Source organism: Humibacter sp. RRB41, from assembly GCF_022761015.1.
Taxonomy (GTDB): domain Bacteria; phylum Actinomycetota; class Actinomycetes; order Actinomycetales; family Microbacteriaceae; genus Humibacter.
The window spans coordinates 25,107-44,378 of record NZ_JAKWJQ010000003.1; the positions used below are offsets into that span (position 1 = coordinate 25,107).

Consider the following 19,272-nt stretch of genomic DNA (forward strand, 5'->3'; position numbering starts at 1 on the left):
GCGAACGTGTAGCGCTGCCACCGCACTGCCACCGCCGCTCAGGCGATCGGATGCTCGTGGATGCCCGAGCTCAGGCTGGTTCCGTTCAGCTCGAGGTACAGCTGGCGTTCAGTGACCGACACCGACAGTGTGTTCCGCCGTTCGAGCGCCGCGGTCGCCGTCTCGATGAACGCCGGATCGAAGCTGTGCACGACGATCGCGGCCGCGTTGTGGATCTTCTTGCCCGCCCACAGTGCGATCACCTTCGCCGGATCGCGGTGCGTGTAGACCATCGCGCGGCCGGCGAGCTTGCTGCCGTGGTGCAGGCGCGCGGCATCGGGTGCTCCGACTTCGATCCAGGCTGTTGTCGCGCCGGTGCGGTCGCGAACCAGAACCGCAGGTTCCTCGGTCGCCGAGATGCCGTCGCTGAAGGCGATGCCCTCTTCGAACTCGAGGCAGTAGGCCAGCACGCGCGTGAGCATGTAGGCATCAGTCTCCGAAGGATGCCGCGCCACGCGCAGGGTGAAGCTCTCGTAGACGCCGCGATCGACGTCGGCCAGATCGACATCGAACGTGTAGATCGTCGCGCCTGCAGCCACGGAAGCCGAGCCTACCGGTGAACGACGTCGCGGTCGCTCCCGACCGTTGGCTGAGGAGACCGCGCAGCGTCTCAAAGCTCGACGCAGCCGCAACACCCTTGCGCCACACGTCCCCGCCGACACTATTTCAGGACATGCGGTCGACCGCGCCGACTATCTCGGCGGCCCCGCCTATGTCCTGAAAAGGTGCTGGTGCTGGTGCTGGTGCTGGTATGCGGCACAGATGCAGATGCAGATGCAGGTGCGGATGCGGATGCGGATGCAGATGCGGACGCAGGTACAGGGTGCAGGGGCGGCGTGGTCGGGGGCAGGCTGAGCGCACGGGCCGGTTCCGAGGCGATCGCGGGTGTCCCGTGTGCTCCTCGACCTGCGATGACAGGAGGGCCGTCACCTCCGCCGCCGCTGCGACGCGATCGAGAGGATCGGCCCGCGACCTCGGCGCACGACCCGCGACGTGCTGCGCCAGGATGCCTGCAGCAGGTACTGTCCGGCGATCGCGCCGGCTGCCAGCGCGGCGGCGACAGCGGCGGCCACGAGCGCATCCAGCAAGCCTGCGACGGCGCCCGACGCGAGGTTCATCAACGCGTTGAACATCACCAGGCCGGGCAGCAGGGGAACGAGGCCGGTGATGACGAGCGCGAGCACCGGCGTGCGGCTCCAGCGCGCGAGAATCGAGGCGAGCATCCCGACGACCACGGCGGCGATCGCCGACGACCACACCGGCCCCAGCGAGAACGCCGTGCACGTCAGATAGAGGCCTTCGCCGATCGCGCCCAGCACGCACACCGCCCAGAGCGCGCGCCAGGGAAGCTGACAGGCGAGCGCGAAGCCGATCACGATCACGATCGCACCGACGACCGTGACGAAGACGGGACCTCCGCCCAGCACTCCGCCGGAGATGACGTCGATGGAGAGCCCGAACCAGGTGAACAGCACCGACGCGCCGAGCACGCTCGCGGCGATGCCGATCGTGACCACCACGGCTTCCGTCAGCCGTGCCAGGCCCGTGAGGTAGAAGCCCGACAGGATGTCTTGCACCCCGCCGAAGATGAGGCTGCCGGCGAGCAGCACGATGATCGTCGCGATCACGACGAGCCGTGCGGACTCGTGGGGGTCGACCAGGTGCACCAGCACGGCGGCGACCGGTCCGATCAGGCCCCCGACGATGCTGGTGAAGAAGACGGGCGCTCGTCGCGCGGCCATCGCCGACGTGATGCTCTCGAGCACGAAGGCCGCGACAAACGCGACCGCGGCGATCACGAGGTCGCCGCCGAGAAGCAGCGCGGCGCCCGCACCGATCAGACTCCAGCCGATGCGCAGCACCTGCCGCGACGCGGGCTTGCGCGAGGTGATGCGCGCGAGCCTGCGCCGTGCGGTGGCGAGGTCGACGCGTTCGTCCGTGATGTCGGCGAAGAGTGCGGATGCCGCCGTCAGCTTCGAGAAGTCCATGTTGCGCGCGGCGATGGTGCGGCGCCGCGCGACCGACTCGTAGGTGCTCGGATTCGTCCAGGTGAGGCTCAGTGCCGTGTGCGTGACATCCGAATCCACGTTACGCACACCGTAGACGCGCGCGATCGCGGTCATCGCGGTCGTGGCGTCCGCCGCGCCCGCGCCTGACGCGAAGAGCACCTCAGCGAGCCGGATCGCGAGATCGAGCACGACGCGAATACGCCCAGGTGCATCCAGCTGCTCTTCCGCGGGCCTCGCCATCGGATCTCCTCTCGCGCGGCGCGTACGCCGATGGATGCGACCCTACGCGTCACCTGATCGCGTGGCGTACCGTGGCCGACATGTCTGCCGAGCCGACGGCATCCGCCGCTCCCGTCGCATCCTGGATCACGCCGTCGCCGGCATCCGTGTCGTAACGCATGAGTTCACTAGTGCGATGCGGTGAGTCGCACGGTGGACGGGCGAGCAGCCGTCAGAGGTACCTGTCACACTTCGAGGTACGCCGTATTGACTCGACCCGGAGCACCCATCCATGGCTGATCGCGTTCCGACCGCCCGTGTTTACATCGATGGGTTCAACTTGTACCGACGCTGCCTGTCGTCACACCCCGATCTGAAATGGCTTGACCTGTGGGCACTGTGTCAGAGGCTTTTGCCGGATTTCGAGCTCCAGCACGTCGACTACTTCACGGCGCAACTGCGCCCGGGCATTCAGTTCGACCCGCGGACGCCTGTGCGGCAGCAGATGTACCTGCGCGCGCTACGAACGCTAGGCGAGGAGCGCCTGTCCATCCACTTCGGCTCGTTCCGGAACGATCGACGGAACATGCCGATCCACCCTGTGCGTGTGGACCCGAAGACAGGCAAGTGGGCGACGACGACGGTCAAGAAGCTCGAGGAGAAGGGATCCGACGTCAACCTTGCCTCGCGCATGGTCGCGGACTCGATCCTCGGCCGCGCAGACATCGTCGTCATGCTGTCGAACGACTCGGACCTCGCTGGCCCGATCCGGATGCTCAAGGAAGAGCTCGGCAAATCAACGGGCATCATCTTTCCCATGCCATCGTCGCGTGGAGCCAAGGAACTGGTGCACACCACCCCGGACTTCGTGACGCACGTCAAACTCGACGCGTTGCGCGCGTGTCAGTTCGATGACCAGCTTGTCGACTCTGAAGGGCGCATCTTCCACCGGCCAGATGCGTGGAAACTCCACTGACATCAGCCCGAAATTCCGAAGGCCCCAGTTGCCTGGGGCCTTCTAACCGGTAACCGAAGTATCCGGGGGTGTAGTTCGATTGTCTCATAGACGGCACCCTTTACGGACACTTTTCGTGAACGCGGTCGGGCTCTGCCTGGCGTACCGTAACCCGCATGCGCACCGCCCCCATCGCATCCTGGATCACCCCGAAGGCGCGCAAAGGCACGCCCAGCACCATCGCGGGCCGCGGGCTCTTCGCGACCGAGGACATCGCGTCCGGCGAGGTGGTCGCGGTCAAGGGCGGACACATCGTCACCACCGATGAGCTGCGCGCACTGCCGGAGAAGCTGCAGAACTCGGACATCCAGATCGCCGACCACCTGCACCTCGTCGCTCTGACCGAGACGGAGTACGAGCCGGTCATGCTGTTCATCAACCACTCCTGCGCGCCGAACGTCGGGGTCGCCGGCAACGTCGTGCTCGTCGCGATGCGCGACATCTCCGCGGGGGCGGAGCTCACCACCGACTACGCGCTCTTCGACGACTACGACGGGTCGATGGAATGCCACTGCGGCACGGATGCCTGCCGGCACGTCATCGACGGTCGGGACTGGATGCTCGCCGAGCTGCAGGAGCGCTACCGCGGGTGGTTCTCGACGTATCTGCAGCGGCGGATCGGCGGAGCTTGATCATCTCGGCGGCGCACTCTTGCTCGTTGAACCTTGCCGGCCAGGCAAGAATTAAGGTGCAAGCGCGGTGATCGGCACGACGTGGACACCGTCGCTGCGAAGCCCGGCACTGCCGGTTGCGGTGACAACTACGAGTGCTGCCGGCTCACCCTGGTGCACAGTGTCTACGCGCCCCTTGAACTTGAGGAGGTTCGCCGCTGCATTGTCGATATCGCTTTGGCTCATCTTGATTTCGACCGCAGCCCAGCGCCCATCGGAAAGGGTGAGAATCGCGTCGACCTCATTGCCTGCCTCATCGCGCCACGTGTCGACGCGCCCACCGAGCGCCTGGGCGTAGATGCGTAGGTCGCGGACGACGAGCGCCTCGAAGTAGAACCCCGCGGCATTGAGGTCGCGAAGCAGATCGCTGCTGCCAACGTGGAGTGCGGCCGTGCCGATTGAGGGATCGACGAAGTAGCGCGTCGCCGTTGTCCGCAGTCGAGACCTCGACCGCATATGGGGCTGCCATGCTTCTGAATCGTCGAGCAAGCGAAGCCGATCGAGCGCATCCAGATGGCTGTAGATCGTGTCGGACGCGATCGACCCCCTGTCGCCTCCGGCATCGGCGGCGACAGTGCGGGTGGCAGGGCTTTGTGCGACGAAGCGGCCGAGCGATGCTAAGACCCGCTGAAGGGTCCGAGGATCGCGGCGCCCGACGAATGTTGGGATGTCCACTTCGACGATCTGGCGCAGATAGTCCTCAATCCAGCGCCGAGCTTCGTTTTCATCGGCATCAAGCAGGGCAGGCCATCCCCCGATGACGACGCGCTGCATCAGGTCGGGGACAGTCAGGCCGTTGTCCTTGCCGAGTTGCTTTGTGCCATCCAGTAGTGCGGTCAGCGAGACCTCGCCGGTGGAGTGTCCCGACTCGAACAAGCTCATCGGTCGCATCCGCAGCGTTCCGATTCGGCCTGCTCCGGAGTGGCGATTAACGTCCTGCCGCGGGGTCGCTGATCCGGTCAGCAGATACAGACCACGACCACGATCCGAGTCGTCAACTGCACGCCGGACTCGGTTCCACAGCTCAGGGTCGACCTGCCACTCGTCAAAGAGGATCGGCGTGGGTCGGTCGAAGAGATACGCCGGGTTAAGTTCAATCGACGCTCGCGCGGTGGCGTCCCGATCCATGTCGAACACTGTTGTGGCGACTCGCGAAGCGGTCGCCGTCTTCCCACATGCCTTCGGCCCTTCGATAAGGACGGCGCCGACAGTGCGCATCTTGGCTGCAAGTTCGACGTCCGCAACACGGGCTCGGTAGTCCTTCACACCCTGACCATACACTTTGCGGGCCTTGCAATGGACGGATTGCGAAGAATTGGCTGGACGAATTGCGAGCATCGGAGTGGACGTATTGCGAACTCTCGACGGGGCGTTGCATCGACTGCGCATCCTGTGGGGGCGTCGCCGTCAAGGGTGGCCACGTCGTCACCACGGATGAGCTGCATGCGTTGCCGCAGAAGCTGCAGAACTCGGACGTCCAGATCGCTGACCGCCTGCACCTCGTCGCGATGCGCGACGTCGTCGCGGGCGAGGAACTCACCACCGACTACACGCTCTTCGACGACTACGGCGGGTCGATGGAATGCCACTGCGACACGGATGCCTGCCGGCACGTCATCGACGGCCGCGATTGGATGCTTCCCGAACTGCAGGAGCGCTACCGCGGGTGGTTCTCCACGTATCTGCAGCGGCGGATCGACGGGCTCGGGTGAGATTCGAGCGGTCGGCCTTCGACCGCTCAGCGCCGGTTCGTTTCACTCCTTGCGCGTTACCGCCCGACGTTCCGCTGGATGTATGCGACTGTCCGCTCCGTGTTGAACCCGAGCCGAGCCATGGCCTCGAGATACTCGCTGGTGAGCGCCGAGGCCCGCCGGTGGGTTTCGTTACCGGCGAGATCCTCCGCGACAGTCGTGCCGTTCCTGCCCTGGGTCTGCAGATATCCGGATGCCTCGAGCTCCTTGTACACGCGGGCGACGGTGTTCGGCGCAAGGTCGAGCTGCACGGCGAGCTGCCTGACCGACGGCAGCTTGTCGCCGGGGGCAAGTTCACCCGCGGTGATCTGCTCGATGAACTGGTCGCGCAGTTGCTCGTAAAGGGGAACAGGAAGTGCTGGGTCGATGGTCAGCATGCACGCCAGCATGCCACGCGTCGAGGGGGTGTCGTGGGGGATCGCGCCACCAGGCGGACTGCCTGGGCCAAGATCGAATCATGCACGTGCCAACTGTCGAAGTCGTCGCGGCCGTCATCACGCGCGGAGACGGCGTGCTCGCCTGCCGGCGCAATGCCGATCGCGAGGCGGGCGGGCTGTGGGAGTTCCCGGGCGGCAAGGTCGAAGTGGGGGAGTCGGCGGCGGATGCTCTCGCGCGGGAGATCCGCGAGGAGCTCGGCGTGGGCATCCGTGTCGGAGGGCTGCTGCATCGCGGCGTCACTCCGATGAACGGCAGGCTCGTCGACCTCGCCTGCTACTGGGCGACGCTGACGGATGCCGCGCCCTCCTCGAGCACGGATCATGACGACATCCGCTGGTTCGGTCGCGACGAGCTGCGCGATGTGGAGTGGCCGGAACCGGATCGGGCGGCGGTGGCATTGCTGGCGGATGGCGCAGAGTCGGGCGACGGCGTGTGACGGCGCCCCTCGACTCGCTGCGCTCGCTCAGGGAGCTGAGCCGCCATGGGTAGTTGTCCCCATGTCGGGTGACACCTCTGTCTCCCTACGCTGTCGGCATGGGTGGGGAACGGATGCCGCGAAAGCGCGGCTTGCGCGCGAGGGTCGGGGGAGTAGGCATCCTGATTCAGGGTGCCGCGCTGCTGGTCGGAGCGATATGCGGTTTCGCGACCGTTGCTCCGGCGGCGGCTGCGCCGGTACACCAGGCGACCGGGCGGAGTAGCGGGCCGAACGGTGTGCCGATCGCGGCGACGTTCACGTACCACGCGGCCCAGGATTCGAGCCAGGGAGTCATCCACGGCGCGATCAACGCGGTGGTGCGCATCCCAGGGGGAACGGCCGTGTATTACAGCCTCGGCGGAAGCGCCGATTCGTACGCGTCGGCGATGCCGACGGTCGGTCTGAATACCCCGTACAACGCGTTCGATGCGTGGTCTATCGGAGTCATCGATCCCCAGGGCATGAAGTACTACTTGCCGTTGGTGAAGTCGGACAGCCATTGCCTGTGCAGCAAGACTGCCGACATCGGCGATGTGCCCGGCCCTAAGACTCCGCTCGTCGGGTATGCGGTGCTGCCGCCGCTGCCCGCGAAGCTGAAGACCGTCACGGTCATGTTCGGATTCGGGAACGTGCTCACGGACATCCCGGTCACGAAGCAACTGCCTCGCCCGACGGCGACGTCGACGCCCGTGAAGCTCGGGTCAGGCTGGCCGGCGCTTCCCTCGAAGTCGACGATCGCCGCGTCGGATACGTCCCTGTCCATTCGCCCGATGGCGAAGAACACGGCGAACCCTCAAGCGGCCACGAAGAACACCGGCAAGACGACGTCGGTCGCGCTGAACTCGAGCGTGCTGTTCGCGTTCGATCAGGCGACGCTCACGTCAGCGGCGAACGGCGTGCTCGCGGGCGTCGCCGACAAGATCTCGAAGTCCGGCACCGGATCGGTCGCGATCGTGGGCTACACCGACGACGTGGGCGACGACTCCTACAACCAGACGCTGTCCGTGCAACGGGCACAGGCGGTGCAGGCGGCGCTCGAGAAGCTGGTCACCGCCTCGGGAGTGACCTTTCAGGCATCCGGCATGGGCGAGCAGCACCCGATTGCCGACAACAGCACGGATGCCGGCCGCGCGCTCAACCGCTGCGTGACAGTCACGTTCACCGAGGGAGGCAACTGATGCGCCGACACAGGATGCTCGTGCTCGCGTCGGCCGCAACGGTAGCTGCGCTCGCTCTGTGCGGTTGCACGGCGGCTTCGCCTTCGTCCACGGGCACGCCGACGGCAGCCGCCGACTCCGAGCTGTCGTCGAAAGAGGCCGCAGCGAAGGTGATGGCGACGCCGAAGCCGCTGCCCGTGCTGGCGACGGCGAAGGGGACCTTGGAAGCCAACGGCACCGCGTCGCCCGTCGTCGCTGAAGTACTGCGCATTCACGCGACCGCGACGTCCACCGTCGTGACCTGGCGACTGAAGAGCGCGTCCGACGCGAAGGTGCGCACGGCGTCGTTCCAGCTCGCGTACCCGCCGCTGATGGACACCCGACTGCTCGGCATCGTGGATGCCGCGACGCACACCACGTACCGTCCGTACACCTACGTTCCGGCGCAGGGCAACGGCGACGACCTCGCGTGCGCGTGCAGCACGCTCCCCGACTACGTCGACGCGACCGGTGAGGTGATGTATGGGGTCGTGCCGCCGCTGCCGGCATCCGTCACGAAAGCGGACGTCACGCTGCCGGGGTTCTCGACCGTGACCGTTGCAGTTGATCGGAGTGCGCACTAGAGGCGCTCGCTCAGGGAGCTGGGGCGGGTGTGGCAGTGTGATCGCTCAGGCATGATCGAACCCATGACCGCCGACTCCACCGACCAGTTCGTCGAGCGGATGCTCGCGCTCGCCGACTCGCAGGCATCCGCTCGGGTCGTGCTGGGGATCGTCGGAGCACCGGGTGCGGGCAAGTCGACGCTCGCCGAGCGGCTTGAGCGCGGAGCTGATGCACGCGGACGCGGCGCCGAGGTCGCCGTGCTGCCGATGGATGGCTTCCATCTCGCCGACGTGGCGCTCACCCGGCTCGGACGCCTCGACCGCAAGGGTGCGATCGACACGTTCGACGGATACGGCGTGCTCGCAATGCTGCGACGAATCGCCGACGAACGCGACAACACCGTGTACGCGCCCGCCTTCGAGCGCACGCTCGAGCAGCCGATCGCAGGGAGCATCCCGATCGATCCGGCGGCGCGCATCGTGATCGTGGAGGGCAACTACCTGCTCGACGTCGAGGAGCCGTGGCGGGGCATCCGACCGCTGCTCACCGAGGCGTGGTTCGTCGAGACGCCCGACGACGTGCGGGTGCCGCGCCTCATCGCGCGCCACGAGCAGTTCGGCAAGAGCCCAGCGGATGCCCGCGCCTGGGTCGCGCGCGTCGACGAACCGAACGCGCGCCGCATCGCGGGCGGCCGCGGACGTGCGGATCTGGTGGTGGCAGCAGCCGGGTGAGGAGGGTCCCGATACGCGTGCGCCTTCGACGCGCGCTACTCGACCGGCGGGGACGCGCGCTACTCGACCGGCAGGGGAGACGGGCGGTCGCGCTTGAGGATGATCGCGCCGGGCATGCGCCACACGATGAAGCGGATGAAGGGCTTCGCCAGAGCCGCCGCATCTGCCGACTCGACGATGCGGGGTTCGTTCGTTCGCTCGTCGCGTCCCTTCCACGTCAGCGTCGCGCCGCCGGCCGCGACGACGTTGCGCGCCCAGTTGGTCTTCACACCCCAGGGCAACCCGATGAGCACGATCGACTTGTCGACCGTCGGCACGACGGCGACCGGGGTCGCGTACTCGGTGCCGCTGCTACGCCCGCGATGGTGCACCACGGCCCAGATCGGGAACCATCGTCTGCCTGCGAGTGAGCGGGCTACCGGCTCGAACGCCCGCTGCGCTGCCGGTCGGCTCTGCTGGGTGGTCATGCTTCCAGCATGCGCCGGTTGCCTGTGTTTGGCGCCGCCACCGCTGGCATCCGCGGTGGTTTGGGCCGACCGCAGGTGCCGATGGCCCGCGTGTCTGCCGAAACTGCAGCGGATCGACGGCTCACCGCCGGCCGGCGGGCTGGCGGATCGCCGCGTTGATGCGGTTCCACACGTTGATCGTGCCGATCGAGAACAGCAGCGCCGAGATCTCCCGATTGCTGAACAGCGCGCTGACCTCGCTCCACAGCTCGTCGGAGACCGGGTCCGGCCGGTCCGCGATGCGCGTCACGGCCTCCGTGAAGGCCAGAGCCGCGCGCTCGCGTGCGGTGAAGTACGGTGCCTCGCGCCAGGATGCCACGGCCGCGATACGTTCGTCGCTCGCGCCGTCATCCTCCCGCAGCTCGCGCGTGTGCTCGACGGTGCACCACGAGCATCCGTTGATCTGGCTGGCGCGCAGCGTCACCAGGTGCAGAATCGCCGGCTGGATGTCTGCGGATGCGGCCACTCTGTTCATGGCGGTGAGGGCATCCATCCCGCCGTCGAGCAGGAACGCGGGATGCGGCATGCGTGCCTTCGGCTCCACGATCGCGTCTGCATCGGGGCCCGGCGCAGGAACGGCGTTGGCACCCGCGTCGCGTGCCTGAATCGTGTCGGTCATGATGGTCTCCTCGAGTCGGAATGTCACACCGCCGCATTGCGGGCGGTCATCAGAGTGACCCGCCGATGAAAAGGAACGTGACATGACCGATCAAGATCTGCTCGCCGAGCGATTCGAGGAGCAGCGGCCGCGACTGCAGCGCCTCGCCAGACGGATGCTCGGATCGGAGGCCGAGGCCGATGACGCGGTGCAAGAAGCGTGGCTGCGTCTGTCGCGCTCAGGCGGCGAGGAGATCGAGAACCTCGGCGGGTGGCTCACCACAGTCACCTCGCGCGTGTGCCTCAACCTGTTGCGCACTCGCGCCATGCGAGGCGAGACTGCGCTCGACGAGCAGCTGCCCGACCCGATCGTAGAGTCGATCGCTGTCGACGGCGATCCAGATGCCTCCGCCCAGCTCTCGGATGCCGTCGAGACCGCCCTGCTGCTCGTGCTCGACACACTGAGCCCGGCCGAACGCGTCGCGTTCGTGCTGCACGACACGTTCGATGTGCCGTTCGAGCAGATCGGCGAGCTGCTGGAGCGAGGGCCGGAGGCCGCCAGACAGCTTGCGAGCCGTGGGCGGCGGCGTGTGCGCGACGCAAGTGCCGATCGGGATGCCGCGCGCACCGGAAGCGGACGCCGCGTCGTCGACGCTTTCTTCGCCGCCGCACGGGAGGGGGACTTCGATCAGCTGGTGTCTGTGCTCGCGCCCGACGTGCTGCTGCGGGCGGACGGCGAGGTCGCATCCGCAACGGTGATCGTGCGCGGAGCGGCCCAGGTCGCCAGTCGCGCGCTGATGTTCTCGCGGCCGCGCGCTGTGCTGCACCCGGTCGTGATCAACGGTCTGCCTGGCGTCTTCGTCACGGTCGACGGCGAGGTGGTGTCACTGATGGCGTTCCACGTCGAGGGCGAGCGCGTCGCAGGCATCGACGCGTACACCGGCGCGCGGTTGGCGGGGGTGCAGCTGCCCTGATCAGATGGCGACCCGATGTCCCTCCTCGCGCGCGACCTGGAGCCTCGGTGCGGTGCTAGTGATCTCCAGCAGCTGTGTACGGATTCACTACGTCGACGCCGCACCCCTCGAAATCAGTGACGTTGCGGGTGGCGACCGCAGCGCGGTGAATTCGAGCGATCGCTGCGATCTGTGCATCGAGTACTCCGATAGGACGGCCGTCGTGTTCACGAGTCGCCACGATGTCTCCGTATGCGTCCGCCGCGCGTGACGAGAACGTGAGCGTGCGGTCGTCGATCTCCGCGAAGAGGGCATCCGCTCGCCCTTCGATATCGTCGCGACGCCGCCCGTGGGGTAAGCGGGCGATGCCGTACCTGATCTCTGCTCGCGTCACCGACGTGGTGTAGAGATCGGAGGGCGATATCGTCGTGAGCCAGTCGTCGATCCCATGATCTGCCGACATCAGCGCCGAGAAGATGTTCGTGTCGATGACGATCATCGGTCGAGGTCGATCGAGCGCTGCGTCTCATCGGCACGACTTCGGGGTGGAAGTGTCGCAGGGTGATCGCCGAAATGCCGTCGGATGCTGTCGGCCAGACCGAGTGGGTCATCCGGCACTTCGACGGCCGCAGCCAGGATCGCCCGAGCCTCCGATTCCATCGAACGCCCGTGGCGCAGGGCGCGCTCCTTGAGCTTCGCTTTCACGACGGGATCGAGATTGCGCACGGTCAAGATGTCCACCCTTCGAGAGTAGCTCGATGTTGCGCCATGTGCATGCAATGCATGCAATCAACGCTATCGATCATTCCGTGAAGGATTTTGTCACGAGCCACCGAGGCGAAGCCGCCGCAGGACGCACGTTCGTGGATCGTCGTACGGACCCGCTGGCTGTGGACGAGGGAACTCGCCCCGAGGGGATCGACGCATCCTGACAGCCCTGTTATATTAGCGCTGTGACAATTCCGGATGGAACAGGAGCACAACCGCCGCAGCCATCCGCTCGCCCGCAGCGGTTGAGTGAACTGCCGAGTGTGTGGCGTCCGCTGAAGGAGTTGCAGCTTCGGATGCGCGACGGCATCACCGAGGCGTACGGCACGCTCGGCATCGAGGGGGTGCGGCCGCGGTTCAGCTCGGCGGTGATGTTCCTCGAGGCTGGGCCGTTGAGCATCCGCGAGCTCGCCCAGCGCTGCGAGGTGACGCACTCGGCGATGAGCCAATCCGTCGCGGCGATGCGCGACGCGGGACTCGTCGACACCGAACCCGGAGCGGATGCCCGCAGCCGCCTCGTCTCGCTCACCGCCCGTGGACGCGAGGTCGCCCCTCAGCTGTGGGACGAGTGGTACGCCACCGAGAACGCCGTGGCCGAGGTGTTCAGCGAGGTCGGGGCATCCCTCATCGACGTCGTCTCAGCGATGAACACCGCGCTCGATCGTGAGTCGTTCGCGGACCGCGTGCTGCGGCGCATGACGTCGTGAGGCGTTCCGCGCGCTCTGCACACAAGTGGCGCGAGCATCTGGTCGACGTGCGGCCACTCAGGGAGATCCCGGCATTCCGCGCGTTCTGGATCGGCACGACGGTCAACAGCATCGGCACGCAGCTCGGCTCGTTCGCCCTGCTCTATTACGTCTGGGCGCTCTCGCACTCCGCGGTGCTGGTCGGCCTCAGCGGGCTCGTGCAGGCGATCCCGCTTGCCATCACGGGACTCATCGGGGGCACGCTCGCCGATCGGATGAACCGCCGCACCCTCCTGCTCGCCACCAGGCTGACCCAGTTCGTCACGTCGGGAGCGCTCGCTGTGATCGTGCTCGCCGGTGGCGGCAGCGTGCCGGTCGTCTATGTCTTCATGGCGATCGGGGCGGCGCTGTCGGCCATCGCGTATCCGTCAGCACAGACCTTCGCTCCGCGCCTGCTCGACGGCGAACGCCTCACCGCAGGGCTCGCACTCATGCGCTTGTCGTCGATGTTCGCGGTGCTGACCGGACCACTGGGCGCCGGAGTCATCGTCGCCCAGTTCGGCGTCGGCGTCTGCCTCGCGATCGACACGGTGACGTACCTCGCGTCGTTGTGGGGCATCCTGCGCCTGCCGAAGGATGCCTCCCTGCCGCAGAACGACGCGGCCGCCGGTGACGCAGGCCGCGGCATCGTCACCGCGCTCCGCTATCTCGTACGCACGCCGGTGCTGGTCGGTGCGTTCGTCACCGACCTGAATGCGACGGTGCTCGCGATGCCGACGGCGTTGTTCCCGGTGATCAATGCCGAGCGGTTCGGCGGATCGCCGCTGACACTGGGCTTCATGCTCCCGGCGGTCGGACTGGGCGGGATCGTGGCGGGCATCCTGTCCGGACGCATCACCCGGCAACCTCGTCAAGGCGTCGTCTTGGTGGTGTGCTGCGGCATCTGGGGCGCGGGCATGGCCGCGTTCGGGTTGAGCGGATGGCTTCCCCTCGCTCTCGTGGGCCTCTTCGTCGCCGGGGCTGCCGACACCGGCACAGTGGTCAGCCGCGGCACCATCGTGCAGCGGTCGACGCCGGATGCCTTGCGCGGCCGCATGAACTCGCTCGACTTCCTCGTGGGCGCGGGCGGCCCGAGCCTGGGCGATCTGCGGGCCGGGCTGGTGGCATCCGTCACGTCGGGGGCCGCGAGTGCGGTGATCGGCGGCGCGGCGTGCATGGTGGGGGCAGGCGTGATCGCCGCGGCGATCCCCGGGCTGCGCGCGTGGCGAGCGGATGCCGCGGCGCCGGCCGTGCCCGCACCGCTGGTCGAGTAGCGGGGTGTGGGCGAACGTTGGCCGTGCTGGAATTCGGAGATTCACCGCGACACGCCGCGGAGGCGAGTCACCGTGCGGCGTGTCGTCTCAAAACTCCGAAACTCGGCTCACTGCCAGGTGCTCCCGTAACGCGCGCAGACGAGCATATGGCGTGTTCTAGAATTGGGATACCAGGCGCTCGTCGCAGGCATCCGCATGATGCGCCGGCATCCCACCACTCAGGAGTCCTCACGTGGCGTTGATCGTGCAGAAGTTCGGCGGTTCGTCCGTCGCCGACCCCGAGAGCATCAAGCGTGTCGCCAAGCGCATCGTCGAGACGCGAAAGGCCGGCAACGAGGTGGTCGTCGCGGTCAGCGCCATGGGTGACACCACCGACGAACTGATCGACCTCGCGCACGAGGTGACGCCGATTCCCGAGCCGCGCGAACTCGACATGCTGCTCACCGCCGGCGAGCGCATCTCGATGGCACTGCTCGCCATGGCGATCAAATCGATGGGACACGACGCACGATCGTTCACCGGCAGCCAGGCCGGCATGATCACGGATGCCCAGCACGGCTCGGCACGCATCGTCGACGTCACGCCAGGACGCATCCGCGAGGCACTCGACGAGGGCGCCGTCGTGATCGTCGCCGGATTCCAGGGCTTCAGTCGCGAGTCGCGCGACATCACGACTCTCGGCCGAGGCGGGTCGGACACCACGGCGGTGGCGCTGGCGGCCGCGCTCGAGGCATCCGTCTGCGAGATCTATACGGATGTCGACGGCGTCTACACGTCGGACCCCCGCATCGTTCCGTTGGCACGCAAGATCGACCACATCACGAGCGAAGAGATGCTCGAGCTGGCGGCGGCGGGGGCGAAGGTGCTGCATATACGCGCGGTGGAATATGCGCGGCGGCACGGCGTGACGCTGCACGTGAGGTCGTCGTTCAACAACAACGAGGGCACCATCGTTCTCAACGAGTCCTCCGATCGTTACGCGCAGCAACTCACTGCGTTGCAAGAGAAGCTTCAGAAGAGAGGCAAGACAGTGGAAGAGCCGATCATCGCGGGCGTTGCCACCGATCTGAGCGAGGCCAAGATCACGATCGTCGGCGTGCCGGATGTTCCCGGCAAGGCCGCGCAGATCTTCAAGATCGTCGCCAAGACCAATGCCAACATCGACATGATCGTGCAGAACGTGTCCGCCGCAGCCACCGGTCTCACCGACATCTCGTTCACGCTGCCGAAGGGCGACGGGCAGCGTGTGCTGCAGGCGCTGCGCTCCGAGCAGCCGGATGTCGGCTTCCAGGCACTGCAGTACGACGACCAGATCGGCAAGCTCGCGCTCGTGGGTGCAGGAATGCGGTCGAACGCGGGGGTGTCGGCATCCCTCTTCGACGCGCTCTACACCGCCGGCATCAACATCGAGATGATCTCGACCAGCGAGATCCGCATCTCCGTCGTGACCAGAGCCGACACGGTTGCCGAGGCCGCTCGCGTCGTGCACCGCGCTTTCGGCCTCGACGCCGACACGCAGGCCGTCGTCTACGCGGGCACCGGGCGGTAGACCTCCCTCGACCGTCGTCGCAGTACAGGCAAATCGCGCCGGAACAGGTAGATTATGCCTGTTCTGGCGGGGTATGCGCTTTCCTGCCTGTTTTCGGGTGGGGGTGAGGGCGGGGCGGGTGTAGGGGTGTGGGGCGGGCCTGTGCTGCGTTATGCGCCACAAGCCGATGGCCGGCCCGTGCTACCGTGCCGCGGTGCCTCGACTCAAGCCGATCCAACGCCCGCGCATCGACGACTTCTCTCTTCACCGACTCGAGGAGGCCGACCCGTCGAGCCTCCTCGGCGGTGATCCGCGCACGTCCGACCGATTCGAAGCGGCACGGTTCGCGGCCGAAACCGGCGTGGAGGGGAGAGGCGTTCTCGCGGGCGCCGACCTCGCCGGGATCGAATTCTCGGAGTGCGAACTGGACGGGCTCGACCTCTCCGACACGCGACTCGTCGACGCGCGGCTGCGCGAGGTACGGATGACGGGCGTGACGGCATCCGTGCTGACGGGTCACGGCGGCGGATGGCGCGACGTGGTGGTCGAGAGCTCGCGGCTGGGTGCTGCCGAACTGTACGAGAGCCGGTGGAACTCCGTCGTGCTGCGTGGTTGCAAGCTCGGGTTCGTGAATCTGCGGGCATCCGAACTGGTCGACGTGCTCTTCGAAGACTGCGCCATCGACGAGCTCGACCTCGGCGATGCGACCGCGACGAGGGTCGCGTTCGAGCGCTGCAGCATCGACACGCTGGAGGTCTCTCACGCGCGCATGACCGATGTCGACCTGCGCGGCGCCGACCTCGGCGAAGTGCGCGGCGTCGCTTCGCTGCGCGGTGCTGTCGTGTCATTCGAGCAGTTGATGGGGCTGGCACCCGCCCTAGCGGACGGAGTCGGACTGCGCGTCGAGTGAGTCGTCGGCCCAGGTAGTCGTCAGCCTAGGTAGTCGTGCAGCGTGAGGGCGTACTGCTTGTAGCCGGCCGCGGTCGGGTGGTAGGCATCCACTCCGTGCAGCACGAACCACGGCTTCGTGCTGTTCACGCCGTGGCCGAGGAACGAGACATCGACGAAGTGGATGTCCGTTCCCGCGTTCCGCTGCCTCACGACCGCCGTCTCGATGGTCGCGTCGAGCGATGCGACAGCGGTGTCGGCGGCAACCGCCGCTGACAGCTCGTCCGTGTTCACGTTGCCCTTCTCGAGGTCGGGAAGGTCGAAGAACGCCGGATAGCCGGCGACTAGGATGCGCGCGTTCGGAGCAGCCTTCGCGATCGCCTGATACGTCTTGTCGAGTTTGGGCTGCAAGGTGTTCAGCAGATCGACGGATGCCGTCACGGCCGCCTTGCACCGCTTGGTCTGGCTCTTCGCGCAGGCGACGGGCAGTGCGCCGACATCGAGGTCGTTGCCACCGATCGTGATCGTCACGAGGTCGACGGACGGGTCGAGCACGTCGAGCTGCTTCTTCAGCACGTCCTTCGTCGTGGCTCCTGCGCACGCGGGGAACGACGTGAGCTCGATCGTCTTCTCCTTGGCGAGCAGGTGTGGGTAGCCATTGGGGCTGCGCCGGCAGGGGCCGACCTCTTTGCCGCCGCCCATTCCGGAGGAGTACGAATCGCCGAGCGCGACGTAGTTCAGGGGGGCTGAGGCCGTCGCCTTCCGCAGCGTCGACGTGGTCGTCGGCACGGGAGTGGCCGGCGCAGTGGGCCTGGCGACCGCGGACGGGCTGGTCACGGCGTCGGCGTCGTCGCCGGAGCACCCGGACAGCACGAGACCGAGCAGGGCGATCAGCGCGGATGCGACGACAGTGGCGCGCACCCGCACCGCTCCTGGTCGAGTGCGCATGGATGCGAGGGTAGTGCAGGTGCGGCGGCCGAACGTGTGCGGTGCCTGTCCGCTACCTGAGCTTCAGCACCCGGAACCCTGTGTCGAGATCGCTCGCGTTCGCACCAGCATCCGCGTGGATTCGGAGGCCGGCTCGGCGCATCCGCTCGATCGTGACATCTGCGAGGGAGGCGAAACCGGCCTTGGCGGCATCCGATCGGGCGGGCGGATGCTCGTCGAGCTGCACCAACAGGAACCGACGGTGCGCGCCGTCGAGCGCGTTCTGCCGCATCACGGCTTCGGCGGTGGTGCCGGACCCGGCGAAGAAGTCCAGCACGAGGTCGTCGTCCGACGTCGTGACCGCGATGAGCGTGCGCAGCAGCTCGACCGGCTTCGGACTGTCGAAGAGGTGATGCATGCCGAGGGCGTCGAGGTCGGCCTGGCCGCTCATCGTGCTCGGTCCCAGCACGACATCCTTCATCGTCATTCCGTCGACATCGCGTACCTTGGTGCGGATGCGCAGCGTCGCGCCCGAGACGTCGAACTCGAGATCCTCGTGGTCGGTCAGCACCTTCGCTCTGCTCCACCGCCAGGCGTGCCAGCGCAGGTTCGGCCGGTGGTTGGCGTGCGGCATGGCGGTGACGAATCCGGGGAACTCGGTGTCGTCATCCACGTCGCTCACCCGCACCTCGCCGGTCCGCGGGTGGAAGTGGATGCGGAACACCATCGTCGGAGCGGTCACCTCGTTGAAGCGCGAGTTGGTGTTGTAGAGCTCGTTCTTCGTGACGTACTCGCCGCGAGCATCCTGTTTCACGGGGTAGCCGGATCGTCGGTAGACCGCAGGCATGAGGGTGTTGAACTCGGATGCCGATCCTCTGAAGGGCGCGATGGCATCCGCGTTCCGTGCGAAGCAGAGGATGTACTCGTGCGTGCCCGCCGGCCCGCCCGCGCCGAGTTGGCGCCCCTTGAGGTTGCTCACCCAGACGATGGTGGCGACCACGTTGTCGGGGCCGAACACCTCGGCGAGCAGCAGCCCCAGCTGGGCGAGCTCGTTGCCGTCGATGCTGACGAAGCCCACGCCGTCGACGGTGAGCAGCTCGCGGGCGAGAAGCAGTCTCGGGTACATCATGCTCAGCCAGGCCGAATGGAAACGGCCGTCGGCCGTGTCGTCGACGTGCTCGGACCGGGCCCGGAACACCCGCGTCGTCTCGGCGAAGTCGTCGTTGTAGACGAAGTCGTTGCGCGTGTTGTACGGCGGGTCGATGTAGATGAGCTTCACGGCACCAGCGTGGGTCTCGCGAAGCAGCTTGAGGGCATCCAGGTTGTCGCCGACGATGAGTGTGTTGGCGCTCGAGTCGGGGTTCAGCGAACGCTCGGTGTCGAGGGTCGGGTGCTTGCCCGACGGCTGATTCGCCGAGGCAGCGGCCGCTCGCTTGCCCGGCCAGTCGAGCCGGTAGCGCTCCGCCGGTCCCTCGACCGCGCGGTCCGACAGTTCCTGCCGCAGAAGATCGAAGTCGATCGCTCGCTGAGGGATGCCCTGGTCGTCGAGGACCTCGCTGACGACATTCGGGAAGAGCGCGGCGAGAGCCTCGACCTTGCCCGCGACGCGATCGGACTCGGGGTGCGTCGGATGTTCCACGGCGGTCCTCGAGTTTCGTGCGGTGCCGGGAACGGGCATCCGCGGCAATCGACACTGTAGAACGTGGGCGAGGTCTGCACAGCACCAACGAAACTTGAAACAGTTGCGTATGCTGATATGTATGCGCACGACGATATTGCTGCCTGATGAACTCTATCGTGCCACCAAGACGCTGGCCGCGAACGAGGGTCGCACCATGACCTCGCTCATCGAGGAGGCGCTCCGAACGCGATTGGCGGGCGTCGACCGAGAACGTGTTCCCTTCCGCATCGACGCGTTCGATGGTGGTGGCGCACGGCCCGGTATCGACCTCGCTTCGAACGCCGATCTCCTCGATCGAATGGAATCCTGACGGTGCG

Annotated in this window: 23 protein-coding genes; 13 read left to right on the forward strand and 10 right to left on the reverse strand. The window is 66.9% G+C overall.

Annotation, left to right across the window (positions count from 1 at the left end; translation table 11 throughout):
* Window positions 1-38: 38 nt before the first annotated feature.
* Both MJ603_RS08775 and MJ603_RS08780 read right to left on the reverse strand, forming a co-directional pair.
* Window positions 39-578 carry a YaeQ family protein gene (locus tag MJ603_RS08775; protein ID WP_243063334.1) on the reverse strand — a complete coding sequence of 180 codons (540 nt, stop codon included), beginning with the start codon at window positions 576-578 and terminating at the stop codon, window positions 39-41.
* Between the two features lie 387 nt (window positions 579-965).
* Window positions 966-2,288, reverse strand: coding sequence for a threonine/serine exporter ThrE family protein (locus MJ603_RS08780; protein WP_243063335.1), 1,323 nt, complete (start codon window positions 2,286-2,288; stop codon window positions 966-968).
* A gap of 391 nt (window positions 2,289-2,679) precedes the next feature.
* Between MJ603_RS08780 and MJ603_RS08785 the strand changes: the two genes are divergently transcribed.
* Together MJ603_RS08785 and MJ603_RS08790 are read left to right on the forward strand one after the other, a co-directional pair.
* The gene (locus tag MJ603_RS08785) at window positions 2,680-3,243 is read left to right on the forward strand and encodes an NYN domain-containing protein (RefSeq protein ID WP_374230876.1); all 564 of its coding nucleotides are present in this window, start codon (window positions 2,680-2,682) and stop codon (window positions 3,241-3,243) included.
* Between the two features lie 155 nt (window positions 3,244-3,398).
* On the forward strand, window positions 3,399-3,914 hold the full coding sequence (locus MJ603_RS08790; RefSeq protein WP_243063337.1) for an SET domain-containing protein: 516 nt from the start codon (window positions 3,399-3,401) through the stop codon (window positions 3,912-3,914).
* Between the two features lie 51 nt (window positions 3,915-3,965).
* Here MJ603_RS08790 and MJ603_RS08795 read toward each other — a convergent pair whose 3' ends face one another.
* Window positions 3,966-5,219 carry an ATP-binding protein gene (locus MJ603_RS08795; RefSeq protein ID WP_243063338.1) on the reverse strand — a complete coding sequence of 418 codons (1,254 nt, stop codon included), beginning with the start codon at window positions 5,217-5,219 and terminating at the stop codon, window positions 3,966-3,968.
* Between the two features lie 62 nt (window positions 5,220-5,281).
* Here MJ603_RS08795 and MJ603_RS08800 point away from each other — a divergent pair, with 62 nt between their 5' ends.
* The gene (locus MJ603_RS08800; protein WP_243063339.1) at window positions 5,282-5,665 is read left to right on the forward strand and encodes a hypothetical protein; all 384 of its coding nucleotides are present in this window, start codon (window positions 5,282-5,284) and stop codon (window positions 5,663-5,665) included.
* A gap of 56 nt (window positions 5,666-5,721) precedes the next feature.
* Here the strand turns inward: MJ603_RS08800 and MJ603_RS08805 are convergent, their stop codons facing one another.
* Complete coding sequence (locus MJ603_RS08805) at window positions 5,722-6,081, reverse strand: GntR family transcriptional regulator (RefSeq protein ID WP_243063340.1); 360 nt, start codon at window positions 6,079-6,081, stop codon at window positions 5,722-5,724.
* 86 nt (window positions 6,082-6,167) lie between these two features.
* Here MJ603_RS08805 and MJ603_RS08810 point away from each other — a divergent pair, with 86 nt between their 5' ends.
* The 4 genes from MJ603_RS08810 to MJ603_RS08825 all read left to right on the forward strand — a co-directional run bounded on the left by MJ603_RS08810 (window position 6,168) and on the right by MJ603_RS08825 (window position 9,108).
* Window positions 6,168-6,578: a (deoxy)nucleoside triphosphate pyrophosphohydrolase gene (locus MJ603_RS08810; protein WP_374230878.1), complete on the forward strand. Its 411-nt coding sequence runs from the start codon at window positions 6,168-6,170 to the stop codon at window positions 6,576-6,578.
* A gap of 98 nt (window positions 6,579-6,676) precedes the next feature.
* A complete protein-coding gene (locus MJ603_RS08815; RefSeq protein WP_243063342.1) occupies window positions 6,677-7,795 on the forward strand; it encodes an OmpA family protein in 1,119 nt (372 codons plus the stop codon).
* Complete coding sequence (locus MJ603_RS08820) at window positions 7,795-8,397, forward strand: hypothetical protein (protein ID WP_243063343.1); 603 nt, start codon at window positions 7,795-7,797, stop codon at window positions 8,395-8,397. The genes MJ603_RS08815 and MJ603_RS08820 overlap by 1 nt, the downstream gene beginning before the upstream one ends.
* Before the next feature lie 63 nt (window positions 8,398-8,460).
* A complete protein-coding gene (locus MJ603_RS08825) occupies window positions 8,461-9,108 on the forward strand; it encodes a nucleoside/nucleotide kinase family protein (RefSeq protein WP_243063344.1) in 648 nt (215 codons plus the stop codon).
* A gap of 59 nt (window positions 9,109-9,167) precedes the next feature.
* Here MJ603_RS08825 and MJ603_RS08830 read toward each other — a convergent pair whose 3' ends face one another.
* Both MJ603_RS08830 and MJ603_RS08835 read right to left on the reverse strand, forming a co-directional pair.
* On the reverse strand, window positions 9,168-9,575 hold the full coding sequence (locus MJ603_RS08830) for a nitroreductase family deazaflavin-dependent oxidoreductase (protein ID WP_243063345.1): 408 nt from the start codon (window positions 9,573-9,575) through the stop codon (window positions 9,168-9,170).
* Between the two features lie 121 nt (window positions 9,576-9,696).
* Complete coding sequence (locus MJ603_RS08835) at window positions 9,697-10,233, reverse strand: carboxymuconolactone decarboxylase family protein (protein ID WP_243063346.1); 537 nt, start codon at window positions 10,231-10,233, stop codon at window positions 9,697-9,699.
* 82 nt (window positions 10,234-10,315) lie between these two features.
* On the opposite strand from MJ603_RS08835, the gene MJ603_RS08840 reads away from it, so the two are divergent.
* A complete protein-coding gene (locus MJ603_RS08840) occupies window positions 10,316-11,185 on the forward strand; it encodes a sigma-70 family RNA polymerase sigma factor (protein WP_243063347.1) in 870 nt (289 codons plus the stop codon).
* A 55-nt stretch (window positions 11,186-11,240) separates the two neighbouring features.
* Here the strand turns inward: MJ603_RS08840 and MJ603_RS08845 are convergent, their stop codons facing one another.
* Both MJ603_RS08845 and MJ603_RS08850 read right to left on the reverse strand, forming a co-directional pair.
* The gene (locus tag MJ603_RS08845; RefSeq protein WP_243063348.1) at window positions 11,241-11,663 is read right to left on the reverse strand and encodes a type II toxin-antitoxin system VapC family toxin; all 423 of its coding nucleotides are present in this window, start codon (window positions 11,661-11,663) and stop codon (window positions 11,241-11,243) included.
* Window positions 11,660-11,905, reverse strand: coding sequence for an Arc family DNA-binding protein (locus MJ603_RS08850; protein ID WP_243063349.1), 246 nt, complete (start codon window positions 11,903-11,905; stop codon window positions 11,660-11,662). The genes MJ603_RS08845 and MJ603_RS08850 overlap by 4 nt, the downstream gene beginning before the upstream one ends.
* A gap of 212 nt (window positions 11,906-12,117) precedes the next feature.
* On the opposite strand from MJ603_RS08850, the gene MJ603_RS18755 reads away from it, so the two are divergent.
* From MJ603_RS18755 to MJ603_RS08870, 4 genes are all read left to right on the forward strand, one after another.
* Window positions 12,118-12,639 carry a MarR family winged helix-turn-helix transcriptional regulator gene (locus tag MJ603_RS18755; protein ID WP_243063350.1) on the forward strand — a complete coding sequence of 174 codons (522 nt, stop codon included), beginning with the start codon at window positions 12,118-12,120 and terminating at the stop codon, window positions 12,637-12,639.
* Window positions 12,636-13,931, forward strand: coding sequence for an MFS transporter (locus tag MJ603_RS08860; protein ID WP_243063351.1), 1,296 nt, complete (start codon window positions 12,636-12,638; stop codon window positions 13,929-13,931). The genes MJ603_RS18755 and MJ603_RS08860 overlap by 4 nt, the downstream gene beginning before the upstream one ends.
* Before the next feature lie 232 nt (window positions 13,932-14,163).
* A complete protein-coding gene (locus MJ603_RS08865; protein ID WP_243063352.1) occupies window positions 14,164-15,480 on the forward strand; it encodes an aspartate kinase in 1,317 nt (438 codons plus the stop codon).
* 193 nt (window positions 15,481-15,673) lie between these two features.
* Window positions 15,674-16,369 (forward strand): pentapeptide repeat-containing protein, encoded by a 696-nt coding sequence (locus tag MJ603_RS08870; RefSeq protein ID WP_243063353.1) that lies wholly within the window; start codon window positions 15,674-15,676, stop codon window positions 16,367-16,369.
* A gap of 20 nt (window positions 16,370-16,389) precedes the next feature.
* Here MJ603_RS08870 and MJ603_RS08875 read toward each other — a convergent pair whose 3' ends face one another.
* Both MJ603_RS08875 and MJ603_RS08880 read right to left on the reverse strand, forming a co-directional pair.
* The gene (locus tag MJ603_RS08875; RefSeq protein WP_243063354.1) at window positions 16,390-17,295 is read right to left on the reverse strand and encodes an SGNH/GDSL hydrolase family protein; all 906 of its coding nucleotides are present in this window, start codon (window positions 17,293-17,295) and stop codon (window positions 16,390-16,392) included.
* Between the two features lie 52 nt (window positions 17,296-17,347).
* Complete coding sequence (locus MJ603_RS08880) at window positions 17,348-18,913, reverse strand: site-specific DNA-methyltransferase (RefSeq protein WP_243063355.1); 1,566 nt, start codon at window positions 18,911-18,913, stop codon at window positions 17,348-17,350.
* A gap of 121 nt (window positions 18,914-19,034) precedes the next feature.
* On the opposite strand from MJ603_RS08880, the gene MJ603_RS08885 reads away from it, so the two are divergent.
* Window positions 19,035-19,265, forward strand: a complete 231-nt coding sequence (locus MJ603_RS08885) for a ribbon-helix-helix protein, CopG family (RefSeq protein ID WP_243063356.1) — start codon at window positions 19,035-19,037, stop codon at window positions 19,263-19,265.
* Window positions 19,266-19,272: the final 7 nt, after the last annotated feature.

Excerpts from the sequence above, each read along its gene's own strand:
- MJ603_RS08790 (WP_243063337.1), top strand. The coding sequence starts at position 3,399 with ATGCGCACCGCCCCCATCGCATCCTGGATCACCCCGAAGGCGCGCAAA.
- MJ603_RS08830 (WP_243063345.1), bottom strand. The coding sequence starts at position 9,575 with ATGACCACCCAGCAGAGCCGACCGGCAGCGCAGCGGGCGTTCGAGCCG.
- MJ603_RS08840 (WP_243063347.1), top strand. The coding sequence starts at position 10,316 with ATGACCGATCAAGATCTGCTCGCCGAGCGATTCGAGGAGCAGCGGCCG.
- MJ603_RS08835 (WP_243063346.1), bottom strand. The coding sequence starts at position 10,233 with ATGACCGACACGATTCAGGCACGCGACGCGGGTGCCAACGCCGTTCCT.
- MJ603_RS08815 (WP_243063342.1), top strand. The coding sequence starts at position 6,677 with ATGGGTGGGGAACGGATGCCGCGAAAGCGCGGCTTGCGCGCGAGGGTC.
- MJ603_RS08820 (WP_243063343.1), top strand. The coding sequence starts at position 7,795 with ATGCGCCGACACAGGATGCTCGTGCTCGCGTCGGCCGCAACGGTAGCT.
- MJ603_RS08780 (WP_243063335.1), bottom strand. The coding sequence starts at position 2,288 with ATGGCGAGGCCCGCGGAAGAGCAGCTGGATGCACCTGGGCGTATTCGC.
- MJ603_RS08885 (WP_243063356.1), top strand. The coding sequence starts at position 19,035 with ATGCGCACGACGATATTGCTGCCTGATGAACTCTATCGTGCCACCAAG.
- MJ603_RS08875 (WP_243063354.1), bottom strand. The coding sequence starts at position 17,295 with ATGCGCACTCGACCAGGAGCGGTGCGGGTGCGCGCCACTGTCGTCGCA.
- MJ603_RS08825 (WP_243063344.1), top strand. The coding sequence starts at position 8,461 with ATGACCGCCGACTCCACCGACCAGTTCGTCGAGCGGATGCTCGCGCTC.
- MJ603_RS08845 (WP_243063348.1), bottom strand. The coding sequence starts at position 11,663 with ATGATCGTCATCGACACGAACATCTTCTCGGCGCTGATGTCGGCAGAT.
- MJ603_RS08805 (WP_243063340.1), bottom strand. The coding sequence starts at position 6,081 with ATGCTGACCATCGACCCAGCACTTCCTGTTCCCCTTTACGAGCAACTG.